This window comes from Rhizobium sp. 01T437 (assembly GCF_056398505.1).
Genome location: NZ_JBFTPM010000007.1, coordinates 202,814 through 215,986 on the forward strand (window position 1 = coordinate 202,814; position 13,173 = coordinate 215,986).

Here is a 13,173-nt window from a genome sequence, read left to right on the forward strand (position 1 = left end):
TTTGGCAGATCGATGACTGCAGTTCAGACGAGTGAGCATACAGATGAGGCGGCAAGCGTCCGCCAGGCGAAGATCGTAGCGCTCGTCGTTGCCGTTTCCTTCTTCATGCAGATCCTCGACGGGACGATCGTGACCACCTCGCTGCCGCAGATGGCGATGAGCTTCGGTGTGCAGCCGGTCGCCATGAGCATCGGCATCACCGTCTATATGCTCACCATGTCAGCCTTCATTCCGCTTTCCGGCTGGCTCGGCGACCGGTTTGGCGCGCGGCGCGTCTTTCTCGTGTCCATTGCCGTCTTCACCGTGGCATCGCTGTTCTGCGGCCTGTCCGGAAACCTCACCGAATTCGTCATCGCCCGTGCGGTACAGGGTGTGGGCAGTGCGCTGATGACGCCGGTCGGGCGTATCATCGTGCTCAAGAACGCCCGCAAATCCGAGCTGGTGCAGGCAATCGCGCTGATCACCTGGCCGGCGCTGACCGCACCCGTGGTCGGCCCGGTGCTCGGCAGCTTCATCACCACCTATGCCAGCTGGCACTGGAACTTTCTGATCAATATCCCGATCGGCCTCGTCGGCATCGCGCTGGTGCTGCGCTTCGTGCCGGAACAGCGGGAGGAACGGGTCGGGCCGCTCGATATCAAGGGTTTTTTCCTCAGTGCGGCGGGGCTGACCCTGCTGCTTGCGGCACTTGAGCTGTCAGTCAAGGCACAGGGCGGCTTCGTGCCCCTCGTCGTGCTGCTTGCGGCCGGCATCGTGCTTTCCGTCATGGCGACGCGGCACTTCCTACGGGTCGACAATCCGCTGCTCGATCTGGCCGCCTTCAAGGTGCAGACCTTCTCGATGACGACGCTTTCGGCGGGTACGGCCTGCCGTGTGGCGATCAATGCGACGCCCTTCCTGCTGCCGCTTCTCTTCCAGCTCGGCTTCGGCCTGAGCTCGATTGCCGCCGGCACCTATCTCCTGGTCTATTTCCTCGGCAATCTCGGCATGAAGGTGGTGACGACGCCGCTGCTGCGGTATTTCGGCTTTCGCAACGTGCTCTTCTTCAACGGCGTCATCGCCGCCGGCTCGATCGTCGCCTGTGGCTTTCTGACACCTGATACCCCCGAGGTCGTCATCTCGGCGCTGCTCCTCATTGCCGGGCTTTCCCGCTCGATGGAGTTTACTGCCCTCAACACGCTGTCCTTTGCCGATATCGGCCCGGCGCAGAGAAGTTCGGCCTCGACGCTGTCGAGCATGCTGCAGCAGATTTCCATGCTGCTTGGCGTTGCCGTTGCGGCCGCCGTGCTCAACATTTCCGCAGGGCTTCGCGGCGCAACCGACCCTGTTCTTGGTGACTTCCGCTGGGCTTTCTTCGTGGTTGGCATGATCGGCTTTTTGTCCTGCCTGCGCTTCCTGCAGCTTTCAGCCGATGCGGGTGCCGAAGTTTCACACCACCGCCGCTTTCAAAAAAGCTGACTCACCCTCGGAACCATTTGCCTTCCCCTGCGTTAACGGCCTGATTTTCAGTATCTGTGTTCGCGATTTTATTAGAGGGGCTTCCGGCCGCAGCCGGCAGAGGTCGACATTCTCGATGGCATTCTCCTTCGATCCGTCTGGCATCAGGCGTCACATCATACCAAAGGACAGGTGCTGTTTACGCGCGCCGACCGATGCAATACGACAGTCTCATGCAGAAAGACTCGGCGGCCTCACAGCCGGTATTGCTGCGGGAAAATGCCCGGAGGCAGAATGAGCGAGTCCAGAGGCGGTACGGGTGAAGCGATCCGTATCCTCTATATCGATGACGACGAAGAGCTTGCGCTGCTGATGCGGAAGAATCTCGGCCGTCGTGGCTTTAAGCTCGAATGGGCGAGCGACGGAGCGACCGGCCTTGCTATGCTTGCCGAAGGCGGTATCGAAGCCGTCGTTCTCGATCATTTCCTGAAGGCCGAAACCGGGCTCGATATCCTGCCGCGCATCACGGCGATGCCCGATCATCCGCCGGTCATCTACGCCACCGGTTCCGGCGATACGAGCATTGCGGTCGCAGCGCTGAAGGCTGGCGCTGACGATTATGTTCTGAAGGGCATCTCGCCCGATTATTTCGATCTTCTGGCCGCGGCCCTCGAACAGGGGCTGGAGCGGGCGCGCTTCCGCCGCGATACGGCGCAGGCGCAGGAGGTGATCCGCCAGCAGCGTGACCATGCGGAAATGCTGCTTGCCGAAGTCAATCACCGCATCGCCAACAGCCTCGGCCTCGTCGGCGCTCTGATCCGCATGCAATCCTCCATGACCAGCGACCAGGTGGCGATCGACGCGCTGCAGGAAACGCAGATGCGCATCAATGCGATCGCCAGCGTCCACCGCCGCCTCTACACCAACCGGCAGGTCGGCACGGTGCAGGTGGATGAGTATCTGAGCAGCCTCCTGACCGAGCTCGAAGCCTCGATGCGCGACGAGAAGCGGCCGCATCGCGTGGTGCTGACCTCCCAGCCGGTCAATCTGGCGACCGACAAGGTCATCACGCTCGGCCTCATCGTCAGCGAACTCGTCACCAATGCCTTCAAATATGCCTATCCGGATGGCAGCCCGGGTGAGATCAATGTTATCGTCGAGCAGGAAAGCGATGTGCTCAGGGTCACCGTCGAAGATGCGGGCCAGGGCTTTGATCCTTCCGGCCCGGCGAAGGGAACCGGCCTTGGCTCGAAGATCTTGACCGCGATGGCCGGCAGCCTGAAATCCGAACTTGTCTACGATCCGGAACATCGCGGCACGAAGGCGATACTGGTCTTTACAGTAAGCTGAACTTTAAGCTGACGCCGGGGAGGGATCATGAACACGGATATCGTCTGCACGCCCGGCGAAGTCTATGATTTCTGGTTCGTCCGCTGCGGCCGTAAAGAATGGTTCGGCTCGAGCGCCGAACTGGACGAGGAAATCCGGGCGCGATTTCGCGCAACCCACCTGTCGCTTGCCCTTGAGGTCACCGAGGAATGGCGCTCCAGTCCTGAAAGCCGGCTTGCCGCCGTGATCGTGCTCGACCAGTTTCCGCGCAACATCTACCGGGCGACACCGCTTGCCTTTTCGACCGATGGACTGGCGCTGCGTGAGGCGAAGATGGCGCTTGCCGCCGGCGCCGATCAGGCCATCGCGGGCATCCGGCGGACCTTCTTCTACATGCCGTTCGAGCATGCGGAAGACCTCGTCGAGCAGGATCGTTCGGTGGCGCTCTTTACCGCGCTCGGCGACGAGGAGTTCCGTGACTATGCGCTTCGCCACCGCGACGTGATCGCCACATATGGGCGTTTTCCGCATCGCAATGCCATTGTCGGACGGGAGTCGAGAGAGGCCGAACTGGCGTATCTGGCGCTTCCCGGCTCCGGTTTCTGAGCCGTTATCTGGAAATTCCGCCTTTCTGTCGCCTTTCTTTCCTATAAGAAGCGGTCAATGACCTGATGAGACGAATCCACGCGGGGGCTTCTTGCGCTTGACACACTGGCTGCTTCGCACCGTTCTTCTGTTGTCGCTGGCTGTTGCCGGCCTGCATCTCGATGGAAAAGCCGCTTTCGCGCAGGCCCCGCAGCCTGCGGCCGAGGCCCAGACGCAGGCTGCCCCGGCTCAAGCAACTGGGACTCAGGCAACTGGGACCCAGGCAACTGGGACCCAAGCAACTGAGACTCAGGCAACCCCGGCCCAGGCAGTGCCGGCCGAGGCGCCCCTTGCCAGCAGCGCGCTCGATCAGGCGCTGAAGGATATCGACAAGGCGAAGAACCAGCTTGCTTCGCTGCAGGACCGCGTCAAGCAGAATGCCGATAATGACGACGCTCTGGTAGAACTTGCCGGCCAGACGGATGAACTCGGCCGCGGCGTTATCGCCACCTCCGTCAGCCTGCGCCCGCGTTTCGATCAGATCAAAAGCCGCCTGGCCGAGCTTGGCGAACCGCCGAAGGACGGGCAGCCGCCGGAAGCGCAGATCGTTGCCGACGAGCGCAATGCGCTGACATCGGAACGCTCGCAGATCAATGCCGTCACGGGTGACGCGGAAAACCTGTCGATCGCAATCACCAAGCTTTCCAACGTGATCACGGCGACGCGGCGACAGCTCTTTGCCGATACGCTGTTCCGCCGTACCGAAATCTCCGTCTCCGTTTTCGACGATGCGACCAGCGCCTTCGTCCAGGAAGTGAGCGAGTTTTCCCAGACGTTATCGAGCTGGATCACCTTCGTCTGGAAGTTCAAGAGCCTGTCGCTCTTTGCGGCGATCTTCCTGTCGCTCGCGACGGCCTTGATCCTGCTCTCCGGCGGCTACCGGCTTTTCGGCCAGTATCTGCGGCGCGACGTCCATGTCGAAGAACCGTCCTATATCAGCCGCCTTGCCTTCGCCTTCTGGTCGACGCTGATCCGCACGGCGGCGCTCGATGTGCTGCTGGTGACATCGCTGATCTTCCTCGACGGCTTCAACGTGCTGCGGAGCGACATCACGCCTGTCATCGGTGCGCTCTTCGGCTCGATCGGCCTTGTCTATTTCGTCGGCCGCTTCGTCAACGCCGTCTTTGCGCCGAATGATCCGTCGTGGCGGCTGGTGCGCCTTTCCAATCTCGGCGCACGCTCGGTCGGCTACTGCCTGATCGCCATGGCCGTCGTCAACGCGCTCGACTATCTCTTCGGTGCCATCGGCGAGGCGATGGGATCGCCGCTGGTCCTGACCGTCGTGCGCAGCCTGCTTGCGGCGCTGATCATCGGCCTCATCCTGATTGCCGTGTCCTTTGGAAAACCGATGCTGGCGAAGAGTGGCGATCCCGATGCACCGGGCCGCCACTGGCCGCGCGGCATGGCGATCCTGCTGCGCGTCTTCGGTGCGGGCCTCATCTTTGCGGCGCTCTCGGGCTACGTGGGTCTGGCGCGTTTCGTCGCCACCCAGCTTATCATCACCAGCGCCATCATCGTGACGACCTATATCGGCCTTCTGCTCGGCAAGGCGATCTCGCGGCAGGACAATTTCGGCGATACGTTCCTCGGGCGTTTCCTGGAAACCCGCTTCAAGCTCGGGCCGGTGGCGATCGATCAGGTGGGGCTGGTGGTCGGCCTGCTGATCTATGCCGTGGCGCTGTTGACGGGCATTCCGCTGATCTTGCTGCTCTGGGGCTTCCACGTGCAGGATCTGCAGCTGCTTGCCTATCGGCTTTTCACCGAGGTGCGGCTCGGCGGCATCAGCATTTCGCTCGTCGGCATCTTCACCGGCATCCTGCTCTTTGCCGGCGGTTATCTCGCAACGCGCTGGGTGCAGAAGTGGCTGGACAGCAATGTCATGGCGCGCAGCCATGTCGATCTCGGCGTGCGCAATTCGGTCAAAACGGGCATCGGTTATCTCGGCGTCGGCGTGGCGGCGATCTTCGGCGTCTCGGCGGCGGGCATCGACCTCTCCAATCTCGCGCTCGTTGCCTCGGCGCTGTCGGTCGGTATCGGTTTCGGCCTGCAGAACATCGTTTCCAACTTCGTCTCCGGCCTGATCCTGCTCGTCGAGCGCCCCTTCAAGGTGGGCGACCATGTCGTTTCGGGAACGGCCGAAGGCATCGTCAAGCGCATCTCGGTGCGCGCGACGGAAATCGAGACCTTCCGTAAGCAGTCGATCATCGTGCCGAATTCGGAGCTCATCAACGGGCTCGTTGGCAACTGGACACATCGCAACAAGCTCGGACGTTCGGAAATCCCTGTTTCCGTCAGCTATGAGGCCGATCCGCGCAAGGTGATGGATATTCTGCTTGAGCTGACGGCGGCCGTGCCGCTAATCCTGCGCAATCCGGAACCGCATGTCGAGTTCCTGCGCTTCGGGCCCTACTCGCTGGACTTCGAGCTGCGCTTCTTCCTGGCTGATATGGGGGATGGCCTGACGGTGCGCAACAATCTGAGGATCGATATCCTCAGGCGCTTCAAGGCGGAGGGCATCGAGATCCCGCTGCCGCAGAGCGATCTGACCATCCATCGGCAGGCGAATGCGGATGCGGAGAAGGTGCTTGTCCAAAAGCCTGATGAGCCCGAGGAGGCCACGGCTGAAGACGAGGTCAAGGAAATAGAGACGGTAGAAGACGAGCGGCCGGTGCGCCAGTTGCGCAGCAAGACGGCGGACGGCAAGCTCAAAGGCTGAACGGGTCATTCAGCGCTCATTCACGGGTCCTGCGCTATAACCTCATGCAATCGATCGCTGCCGGGCAGCGACGAGCGCTCCAGGGGAGGGCGTATAGCCTATGTCGCATACCGTGACACGATCCGCAGTCGCATTTCTTCTTCTCCTTTCCGCAGCACCTCTGGCGTTCGCCGCCTCCGTTACCAACAAGGATGATGCAGCCGTGGTGCTGACCGTCACCGAAGGCGGCAACCGCGTCGAAGTCGTCGTGGATGCCGGCGCATCCGAACGGGTCTGCCCCTCCGGTTGCTTCATGACGACGCCTGATGGCGACCGTATCGGGCTTTCCGGCGACGAGACGATCGAGATCGTCAAGGGTTCCGCCGTCATCAAGTGACGGCGGCTTCGGCCCTGACACAATCGATTTTTATGAATTTTTGAGCCTTGCGGCTTTTGACGCTTGTCTATTTGCGCCTCGTCGCGGCAAGCTTTTCCCATGTCGTAAACAGGCCTCTCATGACGCAGGCCTCGCTGCATAGTCCGCGAAGATGGTTCGTCCGGCTTGAGCCGCCGGATATTGGGAGTTCGTCCGGTATGGGCTGCCGGACATTCGATAAAAGAGGGTATTCTCCATGAAGTCACATGCGCGGGCAGTGGTCATCGGCGGCGGCGTGGTCGGTGTTTCGACGCTCTATCACCTTGCGAAGAAGGGATGGGGCGACAGCGTGCTCATCGAGCGCAAGGAGCTGACATCAGGCTCGACCTGGCATGCAGCCGGCCTGCTGCCGCTCTTCAACATGAGCTATTCGGTCGGCCAGATTCACAAATATTCCGTCCGCTTCTATCAGGAACTGCAGCAGGAAACCGGCATGAATGTCGGTTTCAGCCAGGTCTCCAACATTCGTCTCGCCCGCACCAAGGACCGCTGGGACGAATTCATGTACTATGCCGGTATTGCCGAGACGATCGGCGTGAAGGTCAATATCCTGACGCCGGAGCAAGTGAAGGAAATCTGGCCGCTCTGTGAGACCGATGGCCTGCTCGGCGCCATCCAGCATCCCGATGACGGCTATATCCAGCCGGCGGACCTGACACAGGCGCTTGCCAAGGGCGCGCGCGACTTCGGTGCCACGATCTACCGCAACACGACGGTCACCGCCATCGAGCAGCAGGCTGACGGCCTCTGGAAGGTGACGACCGACAAGGGCGAGATCACCGCCGAACACATCATCTCCTGCACCGGCAACTTCGCCCGCAAGACCGGCGATATGGTCGGCATCAACATTCCCGTCATCCCGGTCGAGCACCAGTATATCGTCACCGAGCCGCATCCCGATATTCTGGCCCGCAAGGCCAAGGGCCTGCCGGAAATGGGCGTGCTGCGTGAAGCCGACAGCGCCTGGTACATGCGTGAGGAAAATGGCGGTCTGCTGCTCGGTCCCTACGAGCAGGGCGCACCGGTCTGTTATGTCAACGGTCCCTCTGATGACAGCGAATACGAGCTCTTCCAGGAAGAACTCGAGCGCCTGATGCCGCATATCGAAACCGCGATCGCCCGCGTGCCGGCCTTCGGCGAAGTGGGCATCAAGAAGGTCTATAACGGCGCCATCGCCTATACGCCTGATGGCAACCCGATCGTCGGCCCCGCACCGGGTCTGAAGAATTTCTGGCTGAACGAAGGCCATTCCTTCGGCATCACCGCGGCCGGCGGCGCAGGCTGGCAGCTTGCCGAATGGATCGTCGACGGCGAGCCGACCGTCGACATGATGGGCGTCGATCCGCGCCGCTTCGGCCCCTATGCCAAGGAAGGTTACCTCATCGCCAAGAACGAGGAAGCCTATGCCAACGTCTTCACCATGCATTATCCGGACGAGGAGCGCGCTGCCGCCCGTCCGCTGAAGACGACGCCCGTTTATGACCGGCTGAAGGCGCTTGGAGCTGTATTCGGCTCCGTCTATGGCTGGGAGCGTGCCAACTGGTTTGCGCCTGAAGGTTATGATCTGCCGAAGGACCAGATCGGCGTTGGCGCCGATGTGCTGACCAACCACAATCATTCGGATCCGACCGAAGACGGCCGTATCCTGGAAAAGTGGTCGTTCCGCCGCTCGAACTATTTCGAGCATGTCGGCAACGAAGTCATGAACGTCAACAAGAATGTCGGCGTGCTCGACATGTCGGCTTTCGCCAAGGCGCTGGTGACTGGCCCCGGCGCGCGCGCATGGCTGGAATCGATCTTCGCCAATGCCATTCCGAAGAAGCGCGGCCGTATCGCGCTCTGCCACATGCTGACCAAGGAAGGCGGCGTACGCGCGGAATTCACCGTCTATGAAAGCGCGCCCGGCACCTTCTACCTCGTCTCGGCCGGTGCCTATGAGGCGCATGACCACGACTATATGCGCAAGCTTCTGCCGTCAGACGGCAGCGTGAAGTTCACGCCGATCACCCAGGCCTATGGCGTCTTGGTGCTTGCAGGTCCGAAGTCGCGCGATGTCCTGAAGAAGCTGACGCACACCAGCCTCGACAACAAGGATTTTCCCTGGCTCTCGGGCAAGGAGATCTCCGTCGGTGCGGCCAACGCCCATGCGCTGCGCGTCAATTTCGTCGGCGAGCTTGGCTGGGAGCTGCATCACCCGATCGAGATGCAGAATTACATCTTCGACAAGCTGATGGAAGCCGGTGCCGAATTCGGCATCAAGCCCTTCGGCATCCGCGCCATGCTCTCCATGTCGGTCGAGAAATCCTACCGGCTGATCCCGCGCGAAATGTCGATCGAGTACAATGCCTATGAATCCGGCCTCGACCGCTTCATCAAGCCGGAGAAGGAATTCCTCGGCCGCGACGGCCTGCTTGCCTACAAGGAAAAGGGCCTGAAGTGGAACTTCGCGACGCTCGTCGTCGAGACCGGCAATGATGTCGATGCGCGCGGCTCGGAGGCGATCTACAACGAGGCGGGCGAGCTCGTCGGCCGTGCCACCAACGGCACCTTCGGCTTCCGCATCAACCGCTCGCTGGCGCTTGCCATGCTGCGGCCCGATTATGCCAAGGAAGGCACGAAGCTGAAGATCAAGATCCTCGGCACGACCTACAACGCCACTGTCGTCGGCGAGAGCCCGTTCGATACGGAGAACGCGGCGCTTCGGACGTGATTTCTTAATCATATCGACAAGAAAAAGGCGGCCGCACCATCGGCCGCCTTTTTCATAGCTGGCTATGGCAAGCCGATTAATAATTATTCAAATGAATTCATGTAACCGTTTCGTTCGGGGACAGAATTTCCACTTTAAAGGTTTGCCATGGCGTTTCTAGGTATTTCGGGGATGCAATATTCCGGAGAAATGTTTGCCGGTGCGCGTATTATCCTCGCTGAAGATTCCAACGTCTTCACTTCGATGATCGGAAAGCGCCTGAAGGAGCTCTTCGATATCGATGTCGAGATCTGCCGCAGCTTCGAAGAGCTGCAGCTTTCGTACGACAAGTCTTCCGATCCGATTACGCTCGCGATCTCCAACATCAACCTGCCGGGCGCCGAAAACGGCGAGGCGCTGGAATATCTGGTCGATCTGTCGATCCCCACGATCGTCTTTACCGGCACCTTCCAGGAAGGCATGCGCGACAAGCTGCTCGCCAAGGATATCGTCGACTATATCCTCAAGGACAATATCTTTGCCGTCGACCTGCTGGCGGAATCGATTTGCCGGTTCCTGACCAACCATCGCCATCACGTGCTGATCGTCGATGATAGCGCCACGGCTCGCGCGCTGCTTTCCAGCCGCCTGAAGCGCTATAATTTCCGCGTGAGCACCGCCGAGAGCGGCGCAAAGGCGCTCGAAATCCTCAAGGCCAACCGCGATATCGGCCTGATGGTCACCGACTATAACATGCCCGATATTGACGGCTTCGAGCTGACGCGCCGCATCCGCGCCTCGATCGGCTCGCACCAGCTGCGCATCATCGGCGTTTCCTCCTCTTCCAACCGCCTGCTTTCAGCGCGGTTCCTGAAGGCCGGCGGCAACGACTTCATGCTGCGCCCGTTCATCGACGAAGAGTTCTACTGCCGCGTCAACCAGAACCTGGATACGCTCCTGCAGATCCAGTCCATGCGCAAGGAACGCGCGGTTGCCTGACCCTGCCGCAAAGATCGGGTGCAGGGAAGCGGCTCCGTGATCGGCTCACACCTGAAAGATATGACGGAGGCTCATATTTCTGCAATCGCAGGTATTGCTGCCGTCATTTGCCCCTTCACGGAAGGGGAGGCCTCGGCTATCGTCCGGCACACTGAGAGGGGGCGAGTCGACCCCCTCGGGCGTGCGGAGGGATAGGCAGCTGTGACATTCCAGGAGGATTTTCAGCGGGAGAATGCAAGTCCTCGTTTTGGAGGAATCCGCATACTTCTGGTTGAGGATTCCCGGATGTTTTCCGCCGTGCTCCGCCATAGGTTCCAGACCGAGCTCAACCTCAGCGTTGTCTGCTGTTCCTCGCTGAAGGCGTTGCGCGAAGCGCTCTCGCAGGACGGCCACGGCTACAGCATGGCCGTCGTCGACCTGAACCTGCCGGATTCGCCCTATGGCGAGGCGCTCGACTGCACGATCGAGCACGATATTCCGGCCATCGTCTTTACCGCGACCTTCGATCTCAATACCCGCGCCCGCATCCTCGAGCGCAATGTCATAGATTATGTGCTGAAGGATAACGAGTTCGCGCTCGACAATCTGGTCGCGACCGTGCGCCGGGCGATCATGAACCGCAAGACGCGGGTGCTCGTCGTCGACGATATTTCATCTGCGCGCCAAGTACTGGTCGATCTCCTGAAGGCCCAGCAATATATGGTCGTCGAAGCCAGTTCCGGGCTTGAGGCGATTGCGGCACTCGAGGCCTACAGCGATATCGAGCTCGTCGTCACAGACCATCACATGCCGGATATGAGCGGCTATGAGCTGACGCGGCGCATCCGCCACCGGTTCGGCTCGGACAAGCTGCGCGTTATCGGCGTTTCCTCGTCGAACGACCGCATGCTGTCGGCAAGCTTCCTGAAGGCCGGCGCCAGCGACTTCGTCTACCGGCCGTTCGTGGCCGAAGAGCTGCAATGCCGCATTGCCAACAATGTCGAGACGCTGACGCAGATGAAGCAACTGCGCGCGGCGGCGGCCTGCGATTACCTGACCGGCCTCTACAACAGGCGCTATTTCTACGATAACGGCCCGAAGCTGGTGAACGAATGCCTGCGGCTGAAAATGTCGAGCGCAGTCGCCATTCTCGATATTGATCATTTCAAGCGCCTCAACGACACCTATGGCCATGAGATCGGCGACAAGGTGCTGAAGGCTGTCGCAGACAGGCTGCAGACGATCTTCGAAGGCAGCGACAATCTCCTCTCGCGCCTCGGCGGCGAGGAATTCGCCATTCTCTTCCCGCAGATGGATTCGCTGGCCGCTACCAAGCTCTGCGATGAGATCCGCTCGGATATTTCCCGCCTCAAGGTGACGGCCGACGATGAGGAACTGTCGGTGACGGTATCGATCGGTATTGCCGAGATCGCCGGTTACGAGACATTCGAGAACTATCTGAACGCGGCAGACCAGTTCCTCTACATGGCCAAACACAAGGGGCGAAACCTTGTCTATTCCGATGCCAAGATGACGGAAGAGGCGGCGCAGTAAGTGCCGCCGGTCGTCATCCTCGGTCCTGTGCCTGATATCACCTACGTCAAAATATCCAGACGGTAGCAGATGCTCGGGACAAGCCTGAGCATGGCGGAGCAGGGGAACGCCCTCGTCAGAATCTCAAAGGCGGCTCCATGAGCCGCCTTTCTAGTTCCATTGGGGTGCCGTCGTCGTGGCTCAGGCCGCAACTGCCTGCTGGCGGGCGGTGGCCATGGTCATCTTGCGATCGGCACGCTCCTGCTGCGGCGAGCGCTGGTAGAGTTCGCGATAACACTTGGAGAAGTGCGAGGCAGAGACGAAGCCGCAGGCGACGGCGACTTCGACCACCGGCATGGAAGACTGCACCAGCAGGTGACGAGCGCGATCGAGACGGATTTCCAGATAGTAACGGGCTGGCGACCGGCCCATTTCCTGGCGGAAGAGGCGTTCGATCTGGCGGCGCGACAGGCCGGCACCCTCGGCGATTTCGAGCAGCGACAGCGGCTCGGCGAGATTGCCTTCCATCAGTTCGATGATCGACAGCACCTTGGCATTCTGGACGCCGAGGCGGGCGCGCAGCGGCAGGCGCTGGCGGTCATGCGGGTTGCGCACGCGGTCAGTCAGGTGCTGCTCGCAGATGCGGTTGACGAGGCTTTCGCCGAAATCCTCGCCGACAAGGTTCAGCATCATGTCGAGCGAGGCCGTGCCGCCGGCGCAGGTGTAGAGATTGTTGTCGATCTCGTAGAGGTCGGCATAGACCTCGGCCTGCGGGAAGGCCTCGGAGAAGCCCGGCAGGTTTTCCCAGTGGATCGCGCAGCGCTTGCCGTTCAGGAGACCTGCCTGGGCAAGCACATGCGCGCCCGTACAGAGCGAACCGACGGCGACGCCGCGATTATAGGATTCGCGCAGCCAGGCATTGACGGATTTATTGTTGAAGGTCTCGACATCGATGCCGGAACAGACGAGCACCATGCCCGGCCGGTTTTCGCCACCGAGATGGCGGCGCTCCTCGGCGAGCGACGAATTGGCCTCCACGCCGATGCCGCAGGAGGAATAGACTTTCTCGCCGTCGACCGAGCTCAGGCGCCAGGTATAGGCCGGATAGCCGAGCATGCGGTTTGCGATCCGCAGAGTATCCACCGCCGCCGCAAAGGGCAGCATGGTGAATTGCGGAACCATGAAGAAGACTACGGAACGTTTCTTGAGCTGCATCTTGTTCATTGGAAAATCCATGCTCGAGGGCGACTGCATATTGGTCGCGTGGAATGCGTCGTTCCGATGTTCCAAAAGCGACACTGGCATGGATAAATGCGGCTAGGAAGAGCAAATCTGCGACATGATCGGTGATTTGCGGCGCGAGCGAAGCAAAAGGCGTCGCTGCGGGGGCGTAGTCCTGCGAAATTCACCGGGGAAAAGGCAGGCGGCGGA

At 60.7% G+C, this 13,173-nt stretch carries 9 protein-coding genes; 8 read left to right on the forward strand and 1 reads right to left on the reverse strand.

All coding sequences use genetic code 11. The annotated features are described in order from the left end of the window. The first annotated feature begins 12 nt into the window (after positions 1 to 12). From AC1DM5_RS16995 to AC1DM5_RS17030, 8 genes are all read left to right on the forward strand, one after another. The gene (locus AC1DM5_RS16995) at positions 13 to 1,458 is read left to right on the forward strand and encodes an MFS transporter (RefSeq protein WP_477823277.1); all 1,446 of its coding nucleotides are present in this window, start codon (positions 13 to 15) and stop codon (positions 1,456 to 1,458) included. Positions 1,459 to 1,731: 273 nt separating this feature from the next. Beyond that, positions 1,732 to 2,787, forward strand: a complete 1,056-nt coding sequence (locus tag AC1DM5_RS17000; protein ID WP_477823278.1) for a sensor histidine kinase — start codon at positions 1,732 to 1,734, stop codon at positions 2,785 to 2,787. A gap of 27 nt (positions 2,788 to 2,814) precedes the next feature. Continuing rightward, complete coding sequence (locus tag AC1DM5_RS17005; RefSeq protein WP_477823279.1) at positions 2,815 to 3,372, forward strand: DUF924 family protein; 558 nt, start codon at positions 2,815 to 2,817, stop codon at positions 3,370 to 3,372. Positions 3,373 to 3,463: 91 nt separating this feature from the next. Then, positions 3,464 to 6,127 carry a mechanosensitive ion channel domain-containing protein gene (locus AC1DM5_RS17010; protein WP_477823280.1) on the forward strand — a complete coding sequence of 888 codons (2,664 nt, stop codon included), beginning with the start codon at positions 3,464 to 3,466 and terminating at the stop codon, positions 6,125 to 6,127. Positions 6,128 to 6,227: 100 nt separating this feature from the next. After that, positions 6,228 to 6,503 (forward strand): hypothetical protein, encoded by a 276-nt coding sequence (locus AC1DM5_RS17015; protein WP_113323317.1) that lies wholly within the window; start codon positions 6,228 to 6,230, stop codon positions 6,501 to 6,503. A 235-nt stretch (positions 6,504 to 6,738) separates the two neighbouring features. Next, entirely contained in the window at positions 6,739 to 9,252 is a 2,514-nt protein-coding gene (locus AC1DM5_RS17020) for a GcvT family protein (protein WP_477823281.1), read from the forward strand. A 147-nt stretch (positions 9,253 to 9,399) separates the two neighbouring features. Next, entirely contained in the window at positions 9,400 to 10,230 is an 831-nt protein-coding gene (locus AC1DM5_RS17025; protein ID WP_113323315.1) for a response regulator, read from the forward strand. Positions 10,231 to 10,431: 201 nt separating this feature from the next. Continuing rightward, positions 10,432 to 11,763 (forward strand): diguanylate cyclase, encoded by a 1,332-nt coding sequence (locus AC1DM5_RS17030; protein WP_477823282.1) that lies wholly within the window; start codon positions 10,432 to 10,434, stop codon positions 11,761 to 11,763. A gap of 180 nt (positions 11,764 to 11,943) precedes the next feature. On the opposite strand, the gene AC1DM5_RS17035 is transcribed toward AC1DM5_RS17030, so the two are convergent. Further along, positions 11,944 to 12,966, reverse strand: a complete 1,023-nt coding sequence (locus tag AC1DM5_RS17035; protein WP_007817853.1) for a GlxA family transcriptional regulator — start codon at positions 12,964 to 12,966, stop codon at positions 11,944 to 11,946. Between the last annotated feature and the right edge of the window lie 207 nt (positions 12,967 to 13,173).

Bases quoted from the DNA above. Each gene is read 5' to 3' on its own strand.
- AC1DM5_RS17035 (WP_007817853.1), bottom strand. From the start codon at position 12,966: ATGAACAAGATGCAGCTCAAGAAACGTTCCGTAGTCTTCTTCATGGTT.
- AC1DM5_RS16995 (WP_477823277.1), top strand. From the start codon at position 13: ATGACTGCAGTTCAGACGAGTGAGCATACAGATGAGGCGGCAAGCGTC.
- AC1DM5_RS17005 (WP_477823279.1), top strand. From the start codon at position 2,815: ATGAACACGGATATCGTCTGCACGCCCGGCGAAGTCTATGATTTCTGG.
- AC1DM5_RS17000 (WP_477823278.1), top strand. From the start codon at position 1,732: ATGAGCGAGTCCAGAGGCGGTACGGGTGAAGCGATCCGTATCCTCTAT.
- AC1DM5_RS17015 (WP_113323317.1), top strand. From the start codon at position 6,228: ATGTCGCATACCGTGACACGATCCGCAGTCGCATTTCTTCTTCTCCTT.
- AC1DM5_RS17025 (WP_113323315.1), top strand. From the start codon at position 9,400: ATGGCGTTTCTAGGTATTTCGGGGATGCAATATTCCGGAGAAATGTTT.
- AC1DM5_RS17020 (WP_477823281.1), top strand. From the start codon at position 6,739: ATGAAGTCACATGCGCGGGCAGTGGTCATCGGCGGCGGCGTGGTCGGT.